24 protein-coding genes and 1 other annotated feature are annotated in these 26,269 nt (G+C 36.6%); of the genes, 22 read left to right on the plus strand and 2 right to left on the minus strand.

The features are described from left to right. Positions 1–22: 22 nt before the first annotated feature. The 12 genes from AC6CHV_RS20445 (at position 23) to AC6CHV_RS20500 (ending at position 13,300) form a co-directional block, all read left to right on the plus strand. Entirely contained in the window at positions 23–1,036 is a 1,014-nt protein-coding gene (locus AC6CHV_RS20445; RefSeq protein ID WP_341332345.1) for an ABC transporter ATP-binding protein, read from the plus strand. A gap of 3 nt (positions 1,037–1,039) precedes the next feature. Continuing rightward, the gene (locus tag AC6CHV_RS20450; protein ID WP_121445408.1) at positions 1,040–2,035 is read left to right on the plus strand and encodes a dipeptide ABC transporter ATP-binding protein; all 996 of its coding nucleotides are present in this window, start codon (positions 1,040–1,042) and stop codon (positions 2,033–2,035) included. Positions 2,036–2,101: 66 nt separating this feature from the next. Further along, a complete protein-coding gene (opp4A, locus tag AC6CHV_RS20455) occupies positions 2,102–3,823 on the plus strand; it encodes an oligopeptide ABC transporter substrate-binding protein (protein WP_341332344.1) in 1,722 nt (573 codons plus the stop codon). A 76-nt stretch (positions 3,824–3,899) separates the two neighbouring features. Next, positions 3,900–4,865 carry an oligopeptide ABC transporter permease gene (gene opp4B / locus AC6CHV_RS20460; protein WP_498079582.1) on the plus strand — a complete coding sequence of 322 codons (966 nt, stop codon included), beginning with the start codon at positions 3,900–3,902 and terminating at the stop codon, positions 4,863–4,865. Between the two features lie 13 nt (positions 4,866–4,878). Beyond that, positions 4,879–5,787: an oligopeptide ABC transporter permease gene (gene opp4C / locus AC6CHV_RS20465; RefSeq protein WP_121445405.1), complete on the plus strand. Its 909-nt coding sequence runs from the start codon at positions 4,879–4,881 to the stop codon at positions 5,785–5,787. A 494-nt stretch (positions 5,788–6,281) separates the two neighbouring features. Then, positions 6,282–7,265 carry an ABC transporter ATP-binding protein gene (locus tag AC6CHV_RS20470; RefSeq protein ID WP_440273359.1) on the plus strand — a complete coding sequence of 328 codons (984 nt, stop codon included), beginning with the start codon at positions 6,282–6,284 and terminating at the stop codon, positions 7,263–7,265. Further along, positions 7,262–8,284, plus strand: a complete 1,023-nt coding sequence (locus tag AC6CHV_RS20475; RefSeq protein WP_341332341.1) for an ABC transporter ATP-binding protein — start codon at positions 7,262–7,264, stop codon at positions 8,282–8,284. Before AC6CHV_RS20470 ends, AC6CHV_RS20475 begins: the two co-directional genes overlap by 4 nt. A gap of 114 nt (positions 8,285–8,398) precedes the next feature. Beyond that, a complete protein-coding gene (locus AC6CHV_RS20480; protein WP_341332340.1) occupies positions 8,399–10,072 on the plus strand; it encodes a peptide-binding protein in 1,674 nt (557 codons plus the stop codon). A 136-nt stretch (positions 10,073–10,208) separates the two neighbouring features. After that, positions 10,209–11,159 carry an ABC transporter permease gene (locus tag AC6CHV_RS20485; RefSeq protein ID WP_341332339.1) on the plus strand — a complete coding sequence of 317 codons (951 nt, stop codon included), beginning with the start codon at positions 10,209–10,211 and terminating at the stop codon, positions 11,157–11,159. A 15-nt stretch (positions 11,160–11,174) separates the two neighbouring features. Further along, a complete protein-coding gene (gene opp4C / locus AC6CHV_RS20490; RefSeq protein WP_121445400.1) occupies positions 11,175–12,083 on the plus strand; it encodes an oligopeptide ABC transporter permease in 909 nt (302 codons plus the stop codon). Between the two features lie 152 nt (positions 12,084–12,235). Then, entirely contained in the window at positions 12,236–12,451 is a 216-nt protein-coding gene (locus AC6CHV_RS20495) for a YuzI family membrane protein (RefSeq protein ID WP_498079583.1), read from the plus strand. 99 nt (positions 12,452–12,550) lie between these two features. Beyond that, the gene (locus tag AC6CHV_RS20500; RefSeq protein WP_341332338.1) at positions 12,551–13,300 is read left to right on the plus strand and encodes a YjbA family protein; all 750 of its coding nucleotides are present in this window, start codon (positions 12,551–12,553) and stop codon (positions 13,298–13,300) included. Between the two features lie 184 nt (positions 13,301–13,484). Here AC6CHV_RS20500 and trpS read toward each other — a convergent pair whose 3' ends face one another. Beyond that, complete coding sequence (trpS, locus tag AC6CHV_RS20505) at positions 13,485–14,474, minus strand: tryptophan--tRNA ligase (protein ID WP_341332337.1); 990 nt, start codon at positions 14,472–14,474, stop codon at positions 13,485–13,487. A gap of 85 nt (positions 14,475–14,559) precedes the next feature. Further along, positions 14,560–14,798 (minus strand) — a binding site (T-box leader). Between the two features lie 161 nt (positions 14,799–14,959). Between trpS and AC6CHV_RS20510 the strand changes: the two genes are divergently transcribed. The 6 genes from AC6CHV_RS20510 to AC6CHV_RS20535 all read left to right on the plus strand — a co-directional run bounded on the left by AC6CHV_RS20510 (position 14,960) and on the right by AC6CHV_RS20535 (position 21,985). After that, a complete protein-coding gene (locus AC6CHV_RS20510; protein WP_341332336.1) occupies positions 14,960–16,597 on the plus strand; it encodes a peptide ABC transporter substrate-binding protein in 1,638 nt (545 codons plus the stop codon). 107 nt (positions 16,598–16,704) lie between these two features. Further along, positions 16,705–17,640 carry an ABC transporter permease subunit gene (locus AC6CHV_RS20515; RefSeq protein WP_121445395.1) on the plus strand — a complete coding sequence of 312 codons (936 nt, stop codon included), beginning with the start codon at positions 16,705–16,707 and terminating at the stop codon, positions 17,638–17,640. A gap of 3 nt (positions 17,641–17,643) precedes the next feature. Next, complete coding sequence (locus AC6CHV_RS20520; RefSeq protein WP_498079584.1) at positions 17,644–18,561, plus strand: ABC transporter permease subunit; 918 nt, start codon at positions 17,644–17,646, stop codon at positions 18,559–18,561. A 12-nt stretch (positions 18,562–18,573) separates the two neighbouring features. Beyond that, entirely contained in the window at positions 18,574–19,623 is a 1,050-nt protein-coding gene (locus AC6CHV_RS20525; RefSeq protein WP_498079585.1) for an oligopeptide/dipeptide ABC transporter ATP-binding protein, read from the plus strand. 8 nt (positions 19,624–19,631) lie between these two features. After that, positions 19,632–20,570: an ABC transporter ATP-binding protein gene (locus AC6CHV_RS20530; RefSeq protein ID WP_341332333.1), complete on the plus strand. Its 939-nt coding sequence runs from the start codon at positions 19,632–19,634 to the stop codon at positions 20,568–20,570. Between the two features lie 209 nt (positions 20,571–20,779). Further along, positions 20,780–21,985, plus strand: coding sequence for a putative glycoside hydrolase (locus AC6CHV_RS20535; protein ID WP_498079586.1), 1,206 nt, complete (start codon positions 20,780–20,782; stop codon positions 21,983–21,985). Positions 21,986–22,022: 37 nt separating this feature from the next. Here AC6CHV_RS20535 and AC6CHV_RS20540 read toward each other — a convergent pair whose 3' ends face one another. Then, positions 22,023–22,208 carry a hypothetical protein gene (locus AC6CHV_RS20540; RefSeq protein ID WP_341332331.1) on the minus strand — a complete coding sequence of 62 codons (186 nt, stop codon included), beginning with the start codon at positions 22,206–22,208 and terminating at the stop codon, positions 22,023–22,025. Between the two features lie 146 nt (positions 22,209–22,354). Here AC6CHV_RS20540 and AC6CHV_RS20545 point away from each other — a divergent pair, with 146 nt between their 5' ends. The 4 genes from AC6CHV_RS20545 (at position 22,355) to AC6CHV_RS20560 (ending at position 26,217) form a co-directional block, all read left to right on the plus strand. After that, positions 22,355–22,930: a GNAT family N-acetyltransferase gene (locus AC6CHV_RS20545; protein WP_341332330.1), complete on the plus strand. Its 576-nt coding sequence runs from the start codon at positions 22,355–22,357 to the stop codon at positions 22,928–22,930. Between the two features lie 234 nt (positions 22,931–23,164). After that, positions 23,165–23,560, plus strand: a complete 396-nt coding sequence (gene spxA / locus AC6CHV_RS20550; RefSeq protein ID WP_099354197.1) for a transcriptional regulator SpxA — start codon at positions 23,165–23,167, stop codon at positions 23,558–23,560. Positions 23,561–24,186: 626 nt separating this feature from the next. Continuing rightward, a complete protein-coding gene (mecA, locus tag AC6CHV_RS20555; protein ID WP_341332329.1) occupies positions 24,187–24,855 on the plus strand; it encodes an adaptor protein MecA in 669 nt (222 codons plus the stop codon). A gap of 129 nt (positions 24,856–24,984) precedes the next feature. Next, the gene (locus AC6CHV_RS20560; protein ID WP_498079587.1) at positions 24,985–26,217 is read left to right on the plus strand and encodes a competence protein CoiA family protein; all 1,233 of its coding nucleotides are present in this window, start codon (positions 24,985–24,987) and stop codon (positions 26,215–26,217) included. Positions 26,218–26,269: the final 52 nt, after the last annotated feature.

The raw sequence follows: 26,269 nt of genomic DNA on the forward strand, positions 1-26,269 counted from the left end.
TAGAAGAATCTGGGGTGTTTTTATGCATCAGACAAAAACGGAAGCACCTTTGCTAGAAGTAAAGGGATTGAAAACAGGCTTTAACATTGATGGTCAAATCTATCATGCTGTCGACGGTGTTTCTTTTAGTGTTAAATCGCGCCAAATTGTCGGAATTGTTGGAGAATCAGGTTGCGGTAAAAGCGTTATGTCAATGTCTGTTATGAAACTACTACCTGTAGGGGTCGGAGAAATTACAGACGGAGAAGTTGTTTTCCAAGGAAATAATATTGAGAATCTATCAGAATCTGAAATGAATAAAATTCGTGGGAAAGATGTTTCAATGATTTTCCAGGAACCAATGACAGCGTTAAATCCTGTTTTTACTATCGGTTTTCAATTAGCAGAAGTTTTACTTAATCATTTTGATATTTCAAAGCAGGATGCACGTGAAAGATGTATCAGTTTGTTACAGAGTGTCGGAATATCTAGGCCGGAAAAAATTGTGGACGAGTACCCACACCAGTTATCGGGCGGAATGCGTCAACGGGTTATGATTGCCATGGCAATTGCATGTCAACCAAAATTATTGATTGCGGATGAGCCGACTACAGCATTGGATGTTACAGTCCAAGCACAAATCCTTGATCTATTAAAAGAGATTCAAGAAAAAAATGATATGTCCGTTATTTTAATTACACACGACTTAGGTGTTGTTGCGGAAATGTGCGATGAAGTAATCGTGATGTACGCTGGGAAGATTGTGGAACGAACGGATGTCGACACGCTGTTCTATAATCCGAAGCATCCGTATACAAAAATGCTATTAGATTCCATTCCTAAAATGGAAGAAGTTGAAGAAACATTAGGTTCAATTGAAGGTATAGTTCCTTCGCTGAAGAACATGCCAAAGGTTGGTTGTCGTTTTGCTGAACGCTGTCCAGTGGCAACAGACGAATGCAAACGAATTACACCTAAGTTGGCAGAGGTAGCGAGCGGCCATGAGGTATCTTGTCTTCTTTACAAAACAAGTTATCCAATGGAAGAGGTGAAATAAGAAATGAACCAGGCAATGAAAGAAAGAAAAGATGAAGTTTTGCTCGAAGTTCAGAATCTCAAAACCTATTACCCTATTAAAGGCGGGTTTTTTAAGAGAACTGTAGGAAATGTAAAAGCAGTGGATGATGTTTCATTTGAGATACTTAAGGGTGAAACGTTAGGTCTTGTTGGTGAATCAGGCTGTGGAAAATCGACAACAGGTCGTACTATTTTACGATTAACTAAACCAACAGATGGAAAAATCATTTTTGATGGTAAAGATATAACGAATCTATCCGGAACAACATTAAGAAAGATACGCCAAGACTTTCAAATGGTGTTCCAAGATCCATATGCTTCTTTAAATCCAAAGCAAATGGTAGGGGATGTTGTAGCAGAACCAATAAAGAACTATTACAAGAAATCGTCTAAGGAATTAAAACCCGAAATTATTGAACTATTAAAAAAGGTTGGTCTTCCGGAGGATGCGTACTATAAATATCCGCATGAGTTCTCAGGTGGACAAAGACAACGTATCGGAATAGCCCGAGCGTTAGCTTTACGACCAAAATTAATTATTGCGGACGAGCCAGTATCAGCTTTAGACGTTTCTGTTCAATCACAAGTATTAAATTTATTGAAGGAACTGCAAGAAGAATTTGATTTAACGTTCTTATTTATCGCTCACGATTTAAGTGTTGTAAAACATATGAGTGATCGAATCGGAGTTATGTACTTAGGTGGAATCGTAGAAATTGCAGATAAAAATGGATTATATGCAGAACCATTGCATCCCTATACAAAAGCTCTAATCTCAGCGATTCCATATCCAGATCCTAGAAGAAAGAAGGAGCGCATCATCTTAGAAGGTGATGTACCTAGCCCAGCAAATCCTCCAACTGGCTGTCCATTCCATCCGCGTTGTGCTTTTGCAACTGATGAATGCCGAGCAGTAAAACCAGCTTTAAAGGAGGTGAAACCAGGACATAGAGTAGCGTGTCACCTCTACAACGAGTAGGGTGATAAATGAAAAATTCTAGTTCATACTTACATGAAAAACAAACACAAAACGGGGGTAACAAAGATGAAAAAATCACTATTGTCTGTGATTTCCCTGTTGCTAGTAATGTCTTTATTTTTAGCAGCATGTGGAGGTAAAGATTCTAAATCCGGTGAGGAAAAAGAATCTGCGGAAAAAACAACTGAACCACAACAAGGTGGTAAAGTAACATATGCGTTAGGTGGAGAATTCCAAGGTTTATTAGAATGGGCATTCTATGAAGAAGCTTCAGATTCTGAAATTATTCAGTTCTTTAATGAATCTTTAATTCAAACTGACGACAACTTAAATTACATTCCAGGAATTGCAAGCTGGGAAACAGAAGATAACCAACACTATACTTTCACTTTCAAAGAAGGTGTAAAATGGCATAACGGTGAAGAACTTACTGTTAATGACTGGGTATTTGCATTAGAAACAATTGCACACCCTGATTATACAGGTCCACGTTATGTGAACGTAAAAGACATTGTTGGTGCTCCTGAATTCCATGATGGAAAAGCAGAGAGTATTTCTGGTATTAAAGTAATTGATGATTACAATATCGAAATTACTTTTGACAAAGCACGTGTTAACAACTTAGAAAATCTTTGGACATATCCAATGCCTGAAAAGCATTTTGAAGGTGTAGCTGTTAAAGATATGGCTTCTTCACCACAAGTTCGTCAAAACCCAGTAGGGCTTGGACCTTTCAAAGTGAAGAACATTGTTCAAGGTGAATCCGTAGAGATGGAGCGCTTTGATGATTACTATCAAGGTAAGCCAAATCTAGATACTGTTGTTGTAAAAGTAATTGACGCAGCATTAACTTCAGGTGTACTTCAATCTGGAGAAGTAGATGTAATGTCTGTACACGCTTCAAACTACGAGCAGGTTGCGGCATTAGACAATGTTAATCTTGAAAAAGTATTAGGCCTTTCTTATTCTTACATCGGATTTAAATTCGGTCACTGGGATGCAGAAAAAGAACAAAACGTTATGGATAATGAAAAATTCCAAAACTTACAATTACGTCAAGCATTGGTACATGCACTTAACCGTGAAGAATGGATTAAAGGATTCTTTAATGGTTTAGGTGAAGTAGTGGACACTCCAGTACCAAGTGCGCACTGGATTGCAGCTGATAAAGAAGATTTAACTCATTATGAGTATGATCCAGAAAAAGCAAAAACATTATTAGATGAAGCTGGTTACAAAGATGTTGATGGTGACGGCTTTAGAGAAGATCCTAATGGAGAGCAATTCTCTATTCAATTTGCTCACTACGCAGGTAGTAACCCAACATTCGAACCACGTGCGAAGTATATTGTTCAAGCATGGAATGAAGTTGGGATTAAAACAGAATTTGCAAAAGGTGCATTAATCGACGGTACCCTTTATTACGATATGTTAGAAAAAGACGATAAGGATATGGAAGTTCACTTCGGTACTTGGGGAACTGGAACTGACCCAGATCCATCTGGATTATGGGGAAGAGATGCCATTTGGAACTTCACTCGTTGGACAGATGATAAGAACGACCAATTGCTAGAAGATGCGCTTGATGTTTCAATCGTTGGTTCTGACCAAGAAAAACGTAAAGAGCTTTATGTTGAATGGCAGCAATTATGGAACGAACAATTACCTATTATTCCAATCGTAGAATATTATGATCTATGGGGCATGAACAAACGTGTTCAAGGTGTACATGTTTCTGCACCTGGATTAAGTGATTTCCATAAGTGGTATGTTACTGACGGTAAATAATATGTGATGGTTCTATCAGTGGGCGATTCGCCCACTGATACTACTTTAAAGTAATACTAGATAAGGAGAATCGACCATGTTAAAGTTTGCTCTTCGAAGAATACTCGGTATGATTCCAGTTTTGCTCCTTATCTCCATCGTTGTGTTTACTTTGGCGAAACTAATGCCAGGGGACTCACTAAGCGGAGAAATTGATCCAACAAACACGGATCCTCAGTATATTGAGGAAATGAGGGAAAAACTTGGTTATAACGACCCTATTCATATTCAGTATATTCGTTGGATATCAGATTTCGTACAAGGAGAATTTGGTACATCTTCACGCTATAAAATGCCAGTTATCGATGTAATTGCAGAACGTCTTCCAAATACACTTCTATTAGGTGTAGCTGCACTTATCATTACGTATATTCTAGCATTCTTTATGGGAATGTATTCCGGAAGAAAACCCTATACAGTGGGTGACCATGTAATTAGCTTAGGGAATTATTTTGCATTAGCGATTCCTTCATTTGTTGCCGCAATTGTAGCAATCTATGTTTTCTCATTCCAATTAGGATGGTTTCCATCAGGTGGATCTTCAGAGGTTGGATTAATGGAAGGAACATTTGCATATTATATGAGTCGTTTACATCATGTTCTTTTACCTGCTCTTGTACTTGGTGCGTTTAGTACAGCATCTTATACACAATTTTTACGAAATGATGTAATTGAAAACAGCCGTAAGGATTTTGTAAGAACAGCACGTGCAAAAGGTACAAAGGAATCTACTATCTATAACAAACACATTCTTCGTAATTCAATCATTCCCCTTGTAACATTTTTTGGCTTTGATTTAGCAGCGTTAATCGGTGGGGCGATTATTACAGAAACTATATTTACTTATCCTGGTATAGGAAGTCTATTTTTAAACTCAGTAAGTCAACGTGATTATACAGTTTTAATGTCATTAACTATGCTTTTATCTACTTTAACACTTGTAGGGAATTTAATCGCAGATATCTTGTACGGTATCGTAGATCCGCGAATTCGTTTAGATTAGGAGGAATGGTTTTATGGAAACAGCAACAAATACAAGCTTACAAGCAAACATAAAGCCTCGTAAAAGTCTATCTCCATGGGCCATTGCTCGGAAAAAATTTGTAAAGAACAAGCTTGCGATGGTGAGTTTAATCTTTTTAATCTTTGTTGCTATTATTTCTTTTTTAGCCCCGTTTATTACAACGGCAGATGTAACAAAGGTAGATATCGGAAAGATGAATTTATCTCCATCTAGCGAACATTGGCTAGGTACGGACAACGCAGGGCGTGATGTATTTACACGTCTTTTATACGGTGGAAGAATCTCCTTAACAGTTGGGGTTGCCTGTACGATTTTAATTGTAACATTTGGTACATTTATTGGATCAGTAGCAGGGTATTTTGGTGGGAAAATCGATAATATGTTAATGCGTTTTACTGATTTTGTTCTGAACTTCCCATTCATCGTTTTTGTTATTGTTATCAATACCATTTTAATTGGAAAAGTATCAGGGGTTTGGGTACTTATTGGTGTAATTAGTCTGCTAAGTTGGGGTGGAGTTGCACGTATCGTTAGAAGTAAGGTTCTTGCAGAAAAAGAGAATGAATATATTTTAGCAGCACAATCAATAGGTTGTTCTTCAGCGAAAATTATTGTAAAGCATTTATTACCGAACGTCTTTTCAACTATTATCGTTCAAGCAACTCTTTTATTTGCTGGTATGATTGTTGCTGAAACAGGACTAAGCTTTTTAGGTTTTGGTATCCCGCAGGATGTTCCGAGTTGGGGAAATATGCTTTCAGTAGCAAATCAGCCGGATGTACTTCAAAATAAAACATGGATATGGATTCCGCCTGCTTTGGCAATAACATTAACGATTTTATCTATAAATTTTATAGGTGAAGGTTTGAAGGATGCGCTAAATCCTAAATCAAATCGTTAGCTAGATCTATCACAAAATGTGATGGATCTTTTTTTATTTTTACATTTCATTAATGTAACGCTTTTTAGCACTAAAGAATTATACTAATAAAACAAAATCCCCTGTTTTCTTGAAAGGTGTATTTTAGATATTACTTTAAAAAAACTAATAATATCAACAGTTACACTAAAAAGTAATAAAAATAATAAAAATTATCTTGCAATTTCGACATAGTTTTAATAGAATTTTAAATAGATTAGGAGAATAGTCACTGTTCTGTTAAAAATGTATATTAACTTAATTTAAAAAATTGACTTGTATTTGTAATCTTTCTGTAATAAAATTTAGTTGATTCTTTTGTCAGATAATTTCTATATATTTGACACTTAAAAGCTTTAGTGTGGTAAAATAAGAGATTGCTAGAATTTTTTGGTTGATATTTCACTAAAGATATTATATTTTGAATAATGAGTGAACTTGTTTTTTAGTTCCGGTAAGGAAGGTGAACCGTTTTTATGGCTACATTACTAGAAGTGAAAAATCTAAAAACCTACTTCTACAAAAAGAAAACTGTAATACCTGCCGTAGATGGCGTTGATTTGAAAATAAATAAAGGTGAAACCCTAGCTATTGTAGGTGAATCAGGATCTGGTAAAAGTATTACATCATTATCAATTATGAAATTAGTGCCAAGTCCAGCTGGGAAAATTGTTGAAGGTGAAATCATTTTAGATGGTAAGAACCTGGTTGATTTATCAGAAGCTGAAATGTGCAAGGTTCGTGGGAATGATATTTCAATGATATTCCAAGAACCAATGACATCTCTTAACCCAGTACTAACAGTTGGAGAACAAATTACTGAGGTACTAATGTATCACCAAAAAATGTCGAAAGCTGAAAGTACAAAAAAGGCAATTGAAATGTTAGAAATGGTTGGTTTCTCAAGGGCAGCGGAATTAATAAATGATTACCCACACCGCCTATCAGGTGGTATGCGCCAAAGGGTCATGATAGCGATTGCAATGAGTTGTAATCCGAAACTTCTAATAGCTGATGAGCCTACAACAGCACTAGACGTGACAATACAAGCCCAAATTCTCGACTTAATGAAGGACTTAAGTCACAAATTTGATACTTCAATTCTACTAATCACTCACGATTTGGGTGTTGTATCAGAAGTAGCAGATAAGATCGTTGTAATGTATGGGGGCCAAGTTGTGGAACAATCACCTGTAGATGACTTGTTTGATGAACCGCTTCACCCTTACACAGTTGGACTCATGAATTCTATTCCTACAATAGAAGGTGAGATAGAACGTCTACAGTCAATTGAAGGAAATGTACCATCACCGGAAAATATGCCAAAGGGATGCAGGTTTGCTCCACGCTGCTCAAAAGCATTTGATCGCTGTTTTGCAGAAGCGCCTCAGCTAAAACAAATGGGGAATGATCGAGCAGTTCGCTGTTTCTTATATGACGACGAGGGGGCAAAAGCATGATTTCAACAAACGTAGAAAATAAGGTTGATACTTCGAAAGAAAATAGTGAAATCATCCTTGAACTTCAAGATGTAAAAAAATACTTTCCGATTAAAGCTGGTCTACTACAACGAAATGTTGGAAATGTTAAAGCGGTAGATGGAATAAGTTTGCAGATAAAAAAAGGTGAAACAATTGGACTAGTTGGAGAATCAGGTTGTGGGAAATCAACAACTGGTAGAACAATTATCCGGTTGTATGAACCAACCGATGGGAAGATCATCTTTAAGGGGAAAGATATTACCCATATGTCTGAAAATGAATTAAGAAAGACTGTACGAAGAGATATTCAAATGGTCTTTCAAGATCCTTTTGCAACCCTTAATCCAAGAAAGTCTTTACGCTCTATTATTAAAGAACCATTAATCACTCATAATCTATATACCGCTAAAGAGCGGGAAGAAAAAGTAAAAGAATTAATGGAAACAGTTGGATTGAATGCTTCATTCATTAACAGGTATCCGCATGAGTTCTCAGGAGGACAACGCCAAAGAATTGGGATTGCAAGAGCGCTCGCTTTGAACCCTGAATTGATAATCGCTGATGAACCAGTATCAGCGCTAGATGTGTCAATTCAAGCACAGGTAATTAACTTAATGGAAGACCTCCAAGAAGAATTTGGTCTAACTTATATCTTTATCTCTCATGATTTGAGTGTTGTAAGACATATAAGTGATAGAGTGGGAGTTATGTATCTTGGTAAGATGATGGAATTAGCGAATAAAGAAGATTTATATGCTGAACCACTTCATCCATATACGCAGGCATTATTATCTGCAGTTCCAGTCCCTAAAAAATCAGGGGCAATCAAAAGGGAACGTATAGTGTTAAAGGGGGAACTTCCAAGCCCTTCAAATCCACCAAGTGGTTGTGTATTCCACACAAGGTGTCCGGCAGCCACAGATATTTGTCGCCAGTTGGTACCAGAATTTAAAGAAGTAAAACAAGGGCATTTTGTTGCATGTCACCTTTACGAGTAAAAGTGACGGCACAGAATATATATAGATTCTTTGAAGGGAGGAGATGCCACCTATAGGGATCAATTTAAGCAGTAAAAACTAAAAATTCTAACAAAATGATAGGGGGAAACAAACGTGAAGTTAAGAAAAAGCTTATGGCTATTTTTAGTCCTAACACTTGTAATGTCACTTTTCTTAGCAGCTTGTAGCGGTGGCGGCGAAGAAGCTGGCACTGACACACAAAAAGAAGAAGAACCAGCTAAGGAAGAACCAGCAAAAGAAGAACCAAGCAATGAGCCAGTTGATGGTGGAGATTTAGTTGTTGGATCTGCTGGTAGCCCAACATTATTCAACCCATATTTCTCAACTGATACAGCTTCAAGTGATATTGAAGGATTCATTTACAATGGATTAGTAACAGTTAACTTAGATTTAGAAGTAACAAATGACCTAGCTGAAGAAATCACTCCTTCAGAAGACGGTTTAGAGTATACTGTAAAACTTAAAAAAGGTGTTAAATTCCATGATGGAGAAGAAATGACAGCTGATGATGTTGTATTCTCTTACATGTTAATGAAAAACCCAGACGTAGTTTCTGAGCGTAAATCAAACTTTGAAAGCATGGAAAAAGTAGAAAAAATCGACGATTACACTGTTAAATTTACTTTAAACAAAGTAGACGTAACTTTCTACCCAACAACTTTGAGCTATTCTGTACTACCTGAACATATCTTAGGTGATGTTGATCCTGCTACATTACACGAGAATGAGTTCAATACTAAAAACCCAATCGGTACTGGTCCATTCAAATTTGTTGAGTGGAAAGATGGAGAGTATGTAAAAGTTGAAGCATTTGATGACTATTTTGATGGTCGTCCACACTTAGATTCAATCACTACACGTTATGTAGCTGATGCTAACGCACTAGTTGCTGCATTACAAGCTGGTGAAATCGACATGTACAACGCAGTTCCTGGAACTGAAGTTGACACAGTTAAAACTATCGAAGGTACTAAAGTTGAAAATGGTTTAGCATTATCTTATACATTCTTAGGTTTCAACCAAAAAGATGAAAGATTCAAAGACAAGAAAGTTCGTCAAGCATTTACACATGCAGTTAACAAAGAAGCAATCGTTGAAAGCATCATGAATGGCGCGGGTCAACCAGCTACTGCTCCTGACAGCCCATTAATGTGGACTTACAATGACGATGTACCACAATTTGAGTATGATTTAGAAAAAGCAAAAGCATTACTTAAAGAAGCTGGATGGGAAGATACGAACGGAAACGGTATCGTAGATAAAGATGGTAAAGAAATGTCATTCTCTATCAAAACGAACCAAGGTAACAAAATCCGTGAAGATATCGCTGTAGTATTACAACAACAATTTAAAGAAATTGGTGTAGAAGCAAAACCTGAAATCGTTGAATGGTCTGCATTCATCGAGCAAATCTCAGCTCCAAACTGGGAGTATGAAGCTATGATTCTTGGTTGGGCATTATCAACATTCCCTGACCAATATGATATCTTCCACTCTTCACAAGCTGAAGAAGGCTTAAACATGACTTGGTATAGTAATCCAGAAGCTGACAAGTTAATGGAAGAAGCAAGACAAACTACTGACATTGAGAAGTACAAAGAGATTCACAAAGAACTATACAATATTCTTGTAGAAGATCAAGCTTACACATTCTTGTATTATCCTGAAGAATTCCGTGCTATGCCGGAAGAATTACAAGGTTATGAGTTCCATTCAAGAAACCCATTCTATAATGCTCATAAATGGTGGTTACAACCAGCTAACTAATATGAGTTAGTTAAAATGATAGTTGAAGAGGGAAGGGTAGTTTCCCTTCCTTCTTTCTTTTGAAACCGAAAACTCCTGGATATACGTATCTAGATAAAACATAGAGAATTTATTAAATTATGAAGGAGAAATAGCTATGGTATCTTATATCATCCGACGAACATTAATGGCTATTCCCCTATTATTAGGAATTACCATCATTTCATTTGCAATTATGCATATGGCACCTGGTGACCCAACTGCACTAATGATGGATCCTAATATTAGTGCAGCAGATAGAGCATTGGTTATGGAGAAATACGGATTTAATGACCCAATCCATGTCCAGTATTTTAAGTGGTTAGGAAATATGCTTCAAGGTGACTTTGGAGATTCTGTTATTAATAAGGGAAGAGACGTTTCCGAATTGATTTGGAATCGATTGCCGAACACCCTCCTGTTGATGGGAGTATCTACGATTTTAGCAATTGTTATTGCAGTCCCGTTTGGGGTAATTTCTGCAGTACGTCCATATTCTAAAATCGACTATACGGTTACTGTATCCTCATTTTTAGGACTTGCTATACCAAATTTCTGGTTCGGATTAATTTTAATTATGGTTTTCTCTGTTCATCTAGGGTGGTTCCCTGCTTCTGGTACTCAAACTCTAAATGCTCCGTTTAGCATTTGGGATCGTTTTCACCATTTAATCTTACCAGCGTTTGTATTGGCTACTGCAGATATGGCGAGTTTAACACGCTATACTCGTTCAAGTATGATTGAGGTTGTCAACCAAGACTATATGAGAACTGCAAGAGCAAAAGGCTTTAAAGAAAGAAAAGTTATTGCAAAACATGGATTACGAAATGGTCTAATTCCGGTAATAACGATTTTTGGTATTATGATACCAAGTTTCATCGGTGGTTCTGTTATTGTTGAATCTGTATTTGGTTGGCCAGGTCTTGGTAAATTATTTGTTGATTCAGCTTTCCAACGTGACTATCCAATTGTTATGGCAATAACTGTAATTTCCTCCGTATTAGTAGTAGTAGGAAATCTTATAGCCGATATCTTATACGCTATCTTTGATCCGAGAATTGAATACTAGAAGGGGGGAAGAAGGATGGCACAACCTAATTTAGCATCAGGAAACGAAATAGAACTCCAAGGTTTAAATTCAAAAGCTGACACTTTAACGAAGATAATGATTCGTAAGTTCTTTAAAAATAAACTTGCAGTTATAGGTGCAGTGCTTTTAATTCTTATTATCTTATCATCAATATTTGCACCTTTATTAACACCACATGATCCAGATAAACAGGATTTGTTAAAAAGACTAGTAGACCCTAGTAAGGAACATCTCCTAGGTACAGATACATTTGGACGAGATCTCTTAACCCGATTATTGTATGGTGGAAGAATCTCATTACTAGTTGGCTTTGCTTCTGTTGCTGGTGCAATTACGATTGGAACAGCACTAGGTGCAATTGCAGGATATTTTGGTGGTATTGTGGATGCAATGATCATGAGATTTGTAGATATCATGCTTTCCATTCCACAAATCTTCTTGTTAATTACACTTGTAACAATTTTTAACCCAGGTGTGGACAAGTTAATTCTCATTTTTGCACTTACAGGGTGGACAACCACTGCCAGATTGGTACGAGGTGAGTTTTTATCATTACGTGGCCGTGAATTTGTTTTAGCATCAAAAACTATTGGAACTAGGAGTTTTACGATAATCTTCAGGGAAATTCTACCTAACGCAATGGGTCCAATCATTGTTGCGGCAACATTAAATGTTGGTGGAGTAATTTTAGCTGAGTCTGCTCTTAGTTACCTTGGATTAGGTATTATGCCACCAACACCAAGTTGGGGGAATATGCTTCAAGGTGCACAAAGTATTACAATCATGCTTAATCAGTGGTGGGTACCAACTGCTCCAGGCTTAATGATTTTAATTACTGTATTATGTTTTAACTTTGTGGGTGACGGCTTACGTGATGCCCTTGATCCAAAAATTAATGAGTAAAAAGCCAAGATGCCATCTTGGCTTTTTCTTTTTGAAATAAAACTATGCATAAGTGTTATTGTCATGTTTTGTGAGCTTGTACCATAGATTGGTAATATGAGTATGGGGCGAGCAGGTGATTGGTTTGAAATTAGCTATTGCAAGGTATTCAGATGGGTAGAGCATTTATATTTTTAGTTGGGTTTGGACTGGCTGTTTGCGGTGGAATTACTACTATTGCATATTTGAATTTAACTACGACAGGATACACTTTTATTGAATTTCTACAATTTATTAGTAAAAGAATCGAGTGTTACTTAATCGTAGTCGGTTTAGTAATGGTTTGGATAAGTATTTATTTTCCTTTTGAATCCACAGAAAAGGATTAATTTTATATGTATTTTCTAACAATACATGAATATTTTGGAATAAAACTTTCTCCTTCTGCCTATACTGTTGACAAACAGCTTTGAAGTGAGGGGTAAAAAATGTTGTTTCTTCATGATATTTGGGTAAATTGGTTTGAAGGTGAAGAAAATGGTTACAACGTTTGCCACTTCCATGAATGGCGCAAGGATGATAGTGTTGAACTGTTAGACCAGGTACCTTTGCTAAAAATTGAGTCTCCTTTGTTTAACTACATTGAGAATGATTTAATGGAACTACCACAACAACTACTCATGGATGTTTACCAAAAAGCGTATGTTCGTAAAAATCATGAACGAATTCAGCAAGATTATTGCTTCGTTGTAACAGATGGTCAAGGGATTATTGCAGTAGACACAATAGGTTATAATATCCCAATTCGAAAAAGTCGATTAATTCCTCGACAAGAACAACTCGTTTATGAGATGGTGAATGGCCATGAAGCGATTCCTTATACCTTTGATAATAAGGATATCATAAAGGATAAGGAACATCACATTTTATCTCCATCGCCAATTGAAATGGCAGGCTTGACCCGAAAGGAAAGACAGTTAAAGCAGCTATTATTTATGGCGTTAGATCAATTAGCATCAACGAAAAATGTGGCAGAGATAAGGTATTGGTATACGGAGTGGAATCCTTCGAAATACCACGAAATTCAAGAAATGCAATTTGAAGAAGTTTGGCAAAACCTCTATGAAGAAACGAGAAACGGTTGGACAAGCAAACATGTACAACTATGTGAAAATTTGATTAAAGGTCAACCATTTTTTGAAAAACTTTGGGAAATAGAACATGAATCAAAAGTGTAAAAGAAAAAGGATTTGTTTTTAAGACAAATCCTTTTTTCTTTTTGATTCAGATATCATCAAGTTTGAAGTTATGGCCGATAAATAAATTTAATGGCCGTAAAAAAAAGTTTATAGCCGATAATCTAGATTTATGGACATTACATCAACTTTATTGCCGTTAGCTAAGACTTGAAATTCTGCTGAATTATTTTCTCTTTCTACCAAGTCCCATGGCATTTTCCATTTTTTTTACGGTTTTACTCGCAACTCTATTGGCCTTTTCAGCACCAGCATCAAGGATTTCGTCCAATTTTGGTGAGTTAAAAATTTCGTGGTATCTTTCTTGTATTGGGCGAATCTCGCTTAATACGACTTCCGCAAGGTCTGCTTTGAAATCCCCATAACCTTTTCCTTCATATAATGCTTCGATTTCCTCAATGGTTTTATTGCTGAAATTTGAATAGATGGTAAGCAAATTAGAAATACCGGGTTTATTTTCCTTATCAAATTTTACAATACCCTCTGAATCTGTTACTGCACTCTTGATTTTCTTTTCAATTTGTTTTGGGTCATCAAGTAAAGCAATATATGCTTTTGGATTTGGATCAGATTTACTCATTTTCTTTGTAGGATCCTGTAAGGACATAATTCTTGCGCCTTCTTTTGGAATTCTTGGTTCAGGTATTGTAAAGATTTCACGATATTTTTTGTTGAATCTTTCCGCAAGGTCTCTTGTGAGTTCAATATGTTGCTTTTGGTCTTCACCTACTGGAACGAGGTCTGTATTATAAAGAAGAATGTCTCCAGCCATTAACGGTGGATATGTTAATAAACCAGCCACAACAGCTTCTTTTCCTTGGGACTTATCTTTAAATTGAGTCATTCTTTCGAGTTCACCTATATAGGAAACACATTGTAACATCCAACCAGCTTGAGCATGTGCTGGAACCTCTGACTGAATGAATAAAGTAGCTTTTTCTGGATCAAGTCCAATTGCGATATAAAGTGCTGCTAAGCTCTTAATGTTCTTACGTAATTCTTGAGCATCCTGTGGAACAGTAATTGCATGTTGGTCAACAATACAATAGAAGCAATTGTATTCATTTTGCAATTCAATAAATTGTTTCATTGCCCCAATGTAGTTACCTAATGTTACAGAACCGCTCGGTTGAATACCTGAAAAAATAGTTTGCATGTTGTTTCTCTCCTTTAAGTGACTGGTATAAAGCTTAGAGTAGAGTTGGGCAAAATAAAAAACCATTCGTCCCTAACAAATTAATGTTAGGGACGAATGGTTTCCGCGTTGCCACCCTAGTTATTTTACCCATATAGGGTAAAATCTCTCGTTTCCTTGTAACGTAAGGAATGCGTCTTAGCCTACTTCAATTTTCAGCAAAGATGCTCAAAGTCCATTCCATATGCTCCAATATCTGTTCACACCAACCACAGACTCTCTGAAAGAGGTAATGACCTCTTAATTAATGTCCACATATGTACTACTCTTCTTCATAGCCCGATATTAATATTATTTTTATTATAATCTTTTCTTCATGAAATGCAAGTATTCTAGCTAAAAACTTAAGGCCCATTTGCGCATAAGATAGTACGTTTTGAAACAACATAAGTAGCGTATATCTTTTGAAACAAAAAAAGGAAATTACATATTAGGAGGTCATCTATTTGAAAAAAATATCGTGGCTATTAAGCATACTTTTTGCGAGTATTCTTATTTTATCAGCCTGTGGCACATTTGATAATGGAAATGAAAAAGGAGGAGGAGCAGAGGGGGAAGGGCCAAAGCAAGAACTACGAATCAATATAAGTTCTGAACCACCTACTTTACACCCAGGTCTGGCAACTGACTCCACTTCGGGGGTAGTTCTCAATCATGCTTTTGAAGGTTTAACTCGCATCAATAAAAATGGAGAAGCCGAAGAAGCAATGGCGGAAAAGATTAATGTGTCAGATGATGGAAAAACCTATACTTTCACAATCCGTGATGCCAAATGGTCGAATGGTGATCCTGTTACCGCTCACGATTTTGAATATGCTTGGAAGTGGGTATTGGTCCCTGCAAATCAATCAGACTATGCGTCACAAATATACAATTATATTGAAGGCGCAAAGGAGGCATACGATACACCAGATATCTCAATTGAGAAAATGGAGAATGTGGGCATAAAAGCGATTGATGATAAAACTCTTGAAGTAAAACTAACGAACCCGACAGCTTACTTCTTAGAATTAACAGCTTTTTATACGTATTACCCTGTTAATAGTAAAATTGCGAAGGATAATCAAGATTGGGCAAATCGAGTGGATGAATCCTATGTCTCAAATGGACCTTTTGTCATAACGGATAAATCATCGACTATCACTCTTGAAAAGAACAAAGATTATTGGGATGCAGATTCAGTGAAGCTCGAAAAAATCACAATGGATATGATTAACGATCCGAATACTGAATACCAAAGCTTCAAAAAGGGTGAGCTTGATTGGGCTGGTGCACCTACATCATCATTACCTACAGATGTAATTCCAACTTTAGATAAAGAAGGCACTTTACAAAAGAGCCCGATTGCGGGTACGTATTGGTTTAAATTTAATATTAATAAAGAGCCGTTTCAAAATGAAAATCTTCGAAAAGCTCTTAGTTATTCAATCAATCGAAAAGCAATAGTTGAAAATGTCACGCAGGGTGGACAAATTCCAGCAATGGCCCTCGTTCCGTCTGCAATATTAAAGGAAAATGAGAAGGGCTATTTTAAAGATAATGATGTGGATGCTGCAAAGGAACATTTACAAAAAGCTTTAGATGAACTTGGGTTATCAGACGTTTCTGAACTTCCAGAGATTGCTTTATCCTATAATACCTCAGAAGGCCATCAAAAGGTTGCCCAAGCGATTCAAGATATGTGGAGAAAGGCTTTGGGGATTGAAGTCACTCTTAATAATGCTGAATGGAACGTGTATCTTGATAATATTGATCAAGGAAATTTCCAAATTGGTCGTGCTGGTTGGTTAGCTGATTTCAACGATCCTGTGAACTTCCTTGAAATCTTTACAGTCCCAAAAGGAAATAATGATACCGGCTGGACAAATGAAACATTTAATAATCTTTTAGCACAAGCTGCAAAAGAAACCGATAAAGAAAAGCGACTTGGGCTATTAAAAGATGCTGAACAATTGGTAATCGATGAAATGCCAATTGCACCAGTATACTTTTATACAAACAACTGGGTTCAAAATGACAACCTAAAAGGAGTCGTTATTTCTCCATTAGGAGATGTTCAATACAAATGGGCGTATTTTGAGTAATCGCAAACTAGGAAATCACCAATAAGAACAAAAGAGTAAGGTATATAGTTGGCCTATATACCTTACTTTTTGAAAACCATATGTGATTGCAATGGGAGGTGTACGAAGTGGCAAAATATATAATTAAGAGATTAATCTATATGATCGTTTCGCTTATCTTGATTGTTACCGCCACATTTTTCTTAATGCAAGCAGCTCCGGGAGGTCCATTTACGAAAGAGAAGGATGTCCCTCCAGAGATTGAAGCAGCTCTTAATGCCCATTACGGCTTAGATCAGCCATTGTATAAGCAGTATTTTGACTATTTATATGATGTGGCAAGATGGGATTTTGGCCCATCCTTTAAATATAAAGCAATGACCGTTAATGAAATCATTAATAATGGATTTCCAATTTCTCTCTTTTTAGGGATCGAGGCTATTCTTATTGCGATTGCTTTCGGTGTTGTACTAGGTGTGATTGCTGCACTTTATCATAACAAATGGCAAGACTATTCTGCGATGATAATTGCGGTTTTTGGTATATCCGTTCCAAGCTTTATTTTAGCTACGGTTTTACAATATATATTCGCCATTAAGCTAGACCTGTTTCCAGTTGCGAGGTGGGAATCATTTATGCATACTATATTACCTGCAATTGCATTATCATCCTCACCAATGGCCTTTATAGCCAGATTAACACGTTCAAGTATGCTTGAGGTACTAAGTAACGATTACATAAAGACAGCTCGAGCAAAAGGATTAAAGAAAGGTACAATCACCATGAAGCATACGATACGTAATGCAATGTTGCCTGTTGTATCTTATATGGGGCCATTAACTGCTGGTATCTTAACTGGTAGTTTTGTTATCGAAAAAATCTTTGGAATACCTGGATTAGGGGACGAATTTGTAACGAGTATAACCAATCGCGACTACACCGTGATTATGGGAGTTACTGTTTTTTATAGTATCTTACTCTTAATTTCTGTTCTCCTTGTTGATATTTTGTACGGATTTATTGATCCTCGCATTAAGCTATCTGGTGCGAAGAAAGGAGAGTAACTTATGCAGAATATTCCAAAGGAAATGTTTGCACCAGCAACATTAAATGAGAATGAGGCTGAAAAAATTTCAAAACCAAGTTTATCGTTTTGGAAGGATGTCACCTCTAGATTCAAAAAAAATAAATTGTCCATAGTAGGTATAGTTCTCTTAGTCCTACTATTATTCATGGCGATTTTTGGGCCAATGATGACTGAGTTTGATTATCGGACAACAGACCTTGCCCATGCGAATGAAGCACCATCTAGTGTGCATTGGTTTGGAACAGATGAATTGGGTAGAGATGTGTTCACAAGGACATGGGAAGGTGCGAGAATCTCTTTATTTATAGGACTAGCAGCTGCAATAATTGATCTTGTGATTGGTGTTTTATGGGGTGGCATATCAGGTTACATGGGCGGTAAAGTGGATGAATTCATGATGAGAGTCGCTGACATTCTATACGGCGTCCCATATTTGCTTTTAGTTATTTTACTTATGGTTATTCTCGAGCAAGGGTTAGGAACAATGATACTAGCAATGACGATTACTGGATGGATCAATATGGCAAGAATTGTAAGGGGACAAGTTCTACAATTAAAATATCAGGAATATGTACTTGCCGCACAAACGCTTGGAGCGGATGTTAAAAGAATAATGTTCAAACATTTGATACCTAATTCAATGGGCCCCATTTTGGTAACAATGACGCTAACAATCCCAAATGCCATTTTCACTGAATCTTTTCTAAGTTATCTTGGATTAGGTGTTCAAGTTCCACTTGCCAGCTGGGGAACGATGGCCTCTGAGGGACTACCTGCATTTGAATATTATCCATGGCGCTTGTTTTTCCCTGCTACCTTAATCTGTATCACAATCTTTGCTTTTAACGTAATTGGAGATGGAATGCGTGACGCATTAGACCCAAGGCTGCGCAAGTAAGGGAGTGAGTAAATGGAAAAGTTATTGGAAGTAAAAGACCTAGAAGTCTCTTTTCAAACCTATGCTGGTGAAGTAAAGGCGGTTCGCGGTGTGAATTTTGATTTATATAAAGGTGAAACACTTGCGATTGTCGGCGAATCAGGGTCAGGGAAAAGTGTAACCTCACAAACAATCATGAAGCTTATTCCAATGCCACCTGGAAAAATTAGTAATGGTCAAATTCTTTTTGATGGTGAAGATCTTGTTCCAAAAACCAACAAGGAAATGGAGAAGATTCGTGGGAAGGATATCGGAATGATCTTTCAGGACCCAATGACCTCCCTTAACCCAACGATGAAGGTTGGTATGCAAATTATGGAGGTTTTAATTAAACATCAAAATATGTCAAAGGGAAATGCAAAGGACCGTGCAATCGAACTCCTTCGTCTTGTTGGAATCCCTAGCCCAGAGAAGAGAGTCAATCAATATCCACATGAATTTAGTGGGGGTATGAGGCAACGTGCGATGATTGCCATTGCGTTAGCCTCAAATCCGAAATTATTGATTGCAGACGAACCTACCACAGCATTAGATGTTACGATACAAGCGCAGATTTTAGAATTAATGAAGGACCTCCAAAAAAAAATGGAAACATCCATTATTTTTATCACTCATGATTTAGGTGTGGTTGCGAATGTAGCCGATCGGGTAGCGGTAATGTATGCTGGGAAAATCGTTGAGACTGGTACAGTGGATGAAATTTTCTATAATCCTAAGCATCCTTATACTTGGGGATTATTATCGTCAATGCCAAGCTTAGATAGTGATGAAAAAACAGAGCTTATGGCAATTCCCGGTTCACCACCTGACCTTACAAATCCTCCAAAAGGGGATGCATTTGCTCCAAGAAATCGTTATGCAATGAAAATTGACTTTGAAAAGGAACCACCAATGTTTAAAATTTCTGAGACACATTATGCAGCGACTTGGCTTCTACACCCTGATGCTCCTAAAGTGGAACCACCTGAAGCAGTCAAGCGTCGTATGAAAAATTTCTCATCCGATAAGCTTAGGAAAGGATGATGAATGAAATGGCTGAAAAACAAAAATTGGTAGAAATTAAAAACTTAAAGCAATATTTTAATATTGATAAACCAAATATGGTGAAAGCTGTTGATGGGATTACCTTTGATATTTACAAAGGTGAAACACTTGGCCTGGTTGGAGAGTCTGGATGTGGTAAATCTACCACAGGAAGGACCATAATACGGTTATACAATGCCACGGGTGGAGAGGTCCTTTTCAATGGAGAGAATGTTCATGGAAGAAAATCGCGTAAAGAATTGAAAAAGTTTAACCGAAAAATGCAAATGATTTTTCAAGATCCATATGCTTCACTAAATCCAAGAATGACCGTAGCGGATATCATCGCAGAAGGAATCGATATTCATGGGCTCGCAAAAAATAATGCCGAACGTATGGAACAGGTTTATACGTTACTTGAAACAGTAGGGCTAAACCGTGAGCATGCGAATCGATATCCACATGAATTCTCTGGAGGACAACGCCAACGGATTGGTATTGCGCGTGCCCTTGCGGTAAAGCCAGATTTTATTATTGCTGATGAACCGATTTCTGCATTAGATGTTTCCATTCAAGCTCAAGTTGTAAACTTAATGAAAAAACTTCAAGAAGAGAAAGGCTTGACTTACTTATTTATTGCCCATGATTTGTCAATGGTAAAATATATCAGTGACAGAATTGGTGTTATGTACTTCGGAAAAATTGTGGAACTTGCCGATGCTAACGATCTCTATTCAAACCCTATTCATCCCTACACAAAATCTTTGTTATCAGCAATTCCATTGCCAGATCCGAACTATGAACGCAATCGAAAAAGAATTATATATGATCCGAAAGAACATGGATACTCAGATAATGAAGAAGTCAAACTACGTGAGATTCGCCCCGGGCATCTCGTTTCTTGCTCGGAAAAAGAATTTCAAGAATATAAATCGCATTACAGTTAAATGGCCTAATAGAAGGGCCATTTTTTTGTTTGAGCAGATTTACCACTAATATCAGTAAGGTTTATAAGAACACTAAAATATATAGACAAAACTGCTCATACAATTGAATAAATACCTTATTCACTAAGAATTTTGTCTAAATTTGTATTATTTTCTGGAAAGTTCATTTAAAATGACTATAGAAGATTGGAAGGAAGGAGGAAGCTTTGATGAAAAAGATTATATCTTTAGTTGGGGCAATGATTATCGTTGTATTCGGTACTTTCTTTGTTACTCAAACAAGCTCTGCAGAAAATAAAAGTTTTGCTATGGACTCACATCCAACGAGTAAATTGGTTATGCCAAAAAAGGAATTACCTGAGTTAGTTTCGCGTTTTGAATTTAATTCTGGCTTTCAATTTGAATATCCTGATGCCATAAGAGGGGTATACGTAACAGCCCATTCTGCCGGTGGTGATCGTTTTTCACAACTTGTCCAATTAATCGAGAATACGGACCTCAATGCTATGGTTATTGATGTTAAAGACGACTTTGGATATTTAACCTACGTACCCCCAAAAGGCTCAAAACATCAGAATATTAGTAAGGATTATATCAAAGACCCAACAGCAATGCTTAAAAAACTAGAAGAAAAGCAGATTTACCCAATCGCAAGGGTTGTTGTATTTAAGGACTCTGTATTAGCACAGCAACGTCCAGAATTATCGTTTAAAGATGGGGATAAAGTATGGAAAAATGGGCGCGGAGAAGCTTTTGTAAATCCATTTTTAAAAGAAGTTTGGGATCATAATGTAGGAATCGCAATTGAAGCAGCAAAGCTTGGATTTCAAGAGATACAATTTGATTATGTTCGCTTTCCTGAAGGGTTTGAAAGACGAGATAGTTCTTTAACCTATAGTATGGGTGAATATGAAAAAGTGGAGCTTGATAATGTACAAAAGAGAGTCGCCGCTGTTACCGATTTTGTGGCATATGCAAAAGAAAAATTAGAGCCATATAATGTGAAGGTTTCTGTAGATATTTTTGGGTACACCGCAACATTACCTGAAGCACCAGGTATTGGTCAAAATTTTTCGAAAATATCTGAGCATGTTGATGTCATCTCATCCATGATTTACCCGAGTCATTGGACGTCTTATTTTGGAATTCCCCGCCCAGACTTAGAGCCGTATCGATTGGTATCTGAATATGCAAAAGTTGAAAATCATAAGCTAAATCAAATTAAAAATAGACCTGTTTCAAGACCTTGGCTCCAAGATTTCACAGCAAGCTGGCTTGGAAAAGGTAATTATACTGTTTATGGAAAAGATGAAATTGAAGCCCAAATAAAAGGATTGCAAGACCAAGGTATTCATGAATTCCTACTATGGAACGCTGGGAATAGCTACACAAAAGGTGTAGATTATACGCCATAAAAAAGCTGGCACGACTCAATGTGCCAGCTTATCATATTTATTTTTTCCGTCCACCAACGTTTTTCCAACCAGCTTTTACATTTAGATCACGTGTTACTATATTAGAGCCGGATTTACCTCCAAAAACATTTTCCCCAACGCCATTTGCGATAACACCCATCAAAGCAGTAATACCAATGACTAAAATAGCAATTAGACCTAAATCCATTATGTAGCTTGCCATGAATATCCCCCTTAATGAAAACGCTTCTTTACTTCTATTCTATTCCAAGTTTAGTTTTAAAGAAAGAGGGAATATCTAAATTTAGAAACAAAACAAAAACATTGCATACACTAAGAAAGTCCTATCAAAGTACAAGGAGCAGATGTATGAACTGGTATGAGAAACTAAATCAATATTTTCCAATTGAAGAAATGAAGTCAAAAGAGCATATGGAAACCCTCTTGAAAGAAAAAGGAGATATTTATCATAAAGATGAAGGACCCTATCATGTCCTCATGTATGTTGAACTTGATCATTTTATTTTTATCGACTATCTCTTCGTTTCAAAAGAATCGCGTGGACAAGGGCTTGGCCATAAACTTCTTGAAAAATTAAAGAAAAAAGGAAAACCCATTATTCTAGAGGTCGAACCCGTGAACTATGAAGACTCAGATACTGAAAAAAGGTTAAAGTTCTATAAGAGAGAAGGTTTCGAACACGCAACTTCAATTGGTTATGAACGTAAATCGTTAGCAACAAATGAGTCTAATCAAATGGAAATACTATACTGGTCTCCAACTAACGAGTCGGAAGAACTTATTTACAAAGCGATGAGAAAAACGTACGATGAGATTCACACGTACAAAGATAAAGAATTTTATGGAGATTCCTACCAAGATGTTAATGAAGTATTATCATTTAACAATAAGAATGATAATCGTGATATCCTAAGAGATGTGTAAACTATTAAGCAATTGGGGCTGTATTTCCAATTGCCTTTATTAGAGAAACGACTGTGAATCAACATGTTAATTAAGCAAAAGTTTTCTTTAAAATTGTCTATCTTTCTCAGAAAATTTAAGGTATAATAATTAAAGAAATTACTTAATTAAATTAATTTTAATTTAGCATAAACTCCATGACCAATCATGCTGATTGTTAAGTAATAATCTACTTTTTAAGGGAGTGATAAGTTAATGGTTACTCTTTATACTTCTCCAAGCTGTACTTCATGCCGTAAAGCGAAGTCATGGTTAGAGGAAAATCAAATTCCATATCAAGAAAGAAACATTATTTCTGATTCTCTTTCAATCGAAGAGATTAAAGAAATTTTACGTATGACGGAAGATGGAACAGATGAGATCATCTCAACTCGTTCTAAAGTATTCCAAAAATTAAATGTAAATCTTGAGACAATGCCTCTTCAAGATTTATATAAATTAATTCAAGAAAACCCTGGTCTTCTTCGCCGACCAATTATCATCGATGAGAAGAGACTTCAGGTTGGATACAATGAGGACGAAATTCGCAGATTTTTACCAAGAAAAGTTCGTACCTTCCAATTAAAAGAAGCACAACGCTTAGTAAACTAACAACAAGAAACTTCTACTCCTGTAGAAGTTTTTTTATTTTTTTCTAGCTACAGGCGCCATTCGGCTCTTTGGTCTAAGCCAGTTGCTTCGGCAGATAAATAACACCTTCTGCCATCACTATTCAAATGCTGCTCGCCTTGTACTTTTCTAAAATTTATTAGGACATATTTCTCGTTTTCTTTTGTGTTTCGTATTATAATGGTACGTAAAACAGTAACATCCCGAAAAACTTAACCGCATTCAAAATAAATTTGAATGAAAACCGGGCAAAATCACTGTTTTTTACAAATTACTCTTTTTTATTTCCATTCTCATATCTTTTAACATAAAATAAAGTACAAGATATAGACTTTTTTCTTTAAGATAGGTTATTCTACAGCCATAATGGGAAAAGTGAATAAAAGTGGTTGTTCAAAAAGTCAGGTGAAAATGACACATCGAATTTCTTCGTTGGCTTGCTTTTTTTGTTCCTCACGTATTAGTTGCATACGTTCCGGTACTCAAAGATGCGCCGCCTCGAACTTCTCGGTCCTTTTCATCCTCCTTTTGAACTCACATTTAAAGAGCATCTGGCTCGGGGGTATAACGTCCCTTCAAAATCTGAGCAAGAAGGGAGAGGTTCTGTAATGGAAATCGAAAGAATAAACGAACATACTGTTAAATTCTACATTTCATATAATGACATAGAGCAACGCGGATTTGAACGTGAAGAAATATGGTATAACCGGGAACGAAGCGAAGAGCTCTTCTGGGAAATGATGGATGAAATTCATCAAGAAGAAGAATTCACGATAGATGGTCCACTATGGATCCAAGTCCAGGCGTTAGAAAAAGGGTTAGAGGTACTTGTAACACGCGCACAACTATCAAAAGATGGGAATAAATATGAACTACCTGTTGGTGACGATAAGATTCCAGTAGACGAAAAGATTGAATCTTTACTTGATCAGCAATTTCATTCTAAGTATGAGGAAAATGATTTTGTCGAGGAATTTGAGGAAGAAAACTTCCAATTTCTAATTCGATTTAATGATTTTGAAGATGTTATTTCTCTTGCACACCGGATTCAACTAAATGGATTGAATAATTCCTTGTACTCGTTTGAAAATAAGTACTATTTATTTATTGAATTTAATGAGGAACTCTATACAGAGGATGAACTCGAGAATATGCTCAGCATAGTCTTAGAGTATGGGAATGAGTCAGCACTTTCTGTTCATAGAATTGAAGAGTATGGTAAAAAGATAATTAATGAGAATGCATTAACTGAGATGGTTAAATACTTCTCACTATAAGTAAAAGTCGATTTCATTTTTTGGAATCGGCTTTTTTGTGTGAAAAATTCGAAATTTTGTAATTGTACATGCACGGTTATCTGTGCTATTTTTAAGTAGCAGTAAATTAGAAGTAAGGAGATGACGTGAGTGTTTGTTGCGTTACGTGAAAATGGTGAATATATTTCGTTAGTGGAAAAATGGAAGCGCTCTGATTTACTTGAACTTCGTAGCAATGAAAGCTTTCTTTGTCCGGCATGTCAAAGTAAGGTTCTGTTAAAAGCGGGAATGAAGAAAACACATCATTTCGCACATCTAAGAGGAGCAGAATGCAGTGTTAAAACTGAGCCGGAATCTGAGTACCATCTCGAAGGCAAACGACAGCTCTATTGTTGGATTCAAGGACAAGGATATAAGGTCCAGTTAGAGCCTTATTTAGATGAAATCTCGCAACGCCCTGACCTTTTAGTGACCACAGAAGACAAACAGTATGCAATCGAGTACCAGTGCTCCCAAATTGATTACCCTTTGTTTAAGAAAAGATCAGACTCTTATAGGAACAAAGGTATTGTACCAATTTGGATCTTAGGAGCAAAATGGTTTAAACGACAGTCAACCTACTCAGTTCGACTCTCACCATTTCAATGGCTTTTTGCAACCTCTTTCAATCAACCATTCCAACCTAGCATACTTTATTATTGCCCAGATACCTCTACCTTTGTAAAACTCTCAAACCTTCAACCTTTTACAACTAGTGAAACCTTTTGTACCATTCAATTCCATAAAGAAAATGTGCATACCTTTCCAAAATTACTAGCCCCCAACCAACCAACGTTTACCTATCAAAGTTTGTGGGTAAGAAAAAAGTATAAATGGAGAGCAAGCTACTCTGTTTATTCATCTAATCAAATCGCATCATTATTATCATCTCTCTATCAAAACCGAATACCTCCAGCCCACCTGCCAGCTGAAGCTGGTTTGCCTGTCCGCTCTGCCTACTGGTTCCATACACCACCAATGATATGGCAAATGTGGACGGTGTTAGATTTATTGCTTCCACTGCAAGTAGGGGATACATTCTTTTTTTCAAAGGCAATGGAGGTGATATCGAAGCAAATTGCTTCAAATAACATTACAATCAGACATCTACCATTGATTTTTCATACCCAATATTCTCTTGCTGTGGAGGAATACCTGGATTTGCTTGTGAAAGCAGGGCAACTAAAAAAACTTACACAGACAAAATATCAAAAAGTAAGAGAATTCCAAATACCCGTTAATTTGGAGGAAGCCTATAATATGGATGTAGCCCTTACCAAAAGATTGGAAAGTGTTGGAAAGAATGAAGAAGTTGGAATGGTAAAACCTAATATTGGTGGATGACTGAATTCAAAAAACTTAAACTTTTTCTAATAAAAAAGGAGATAGTCAATAG

This window comes from Ferdinandcohnia sp. GQ5, from assembly GCF_059759275.1.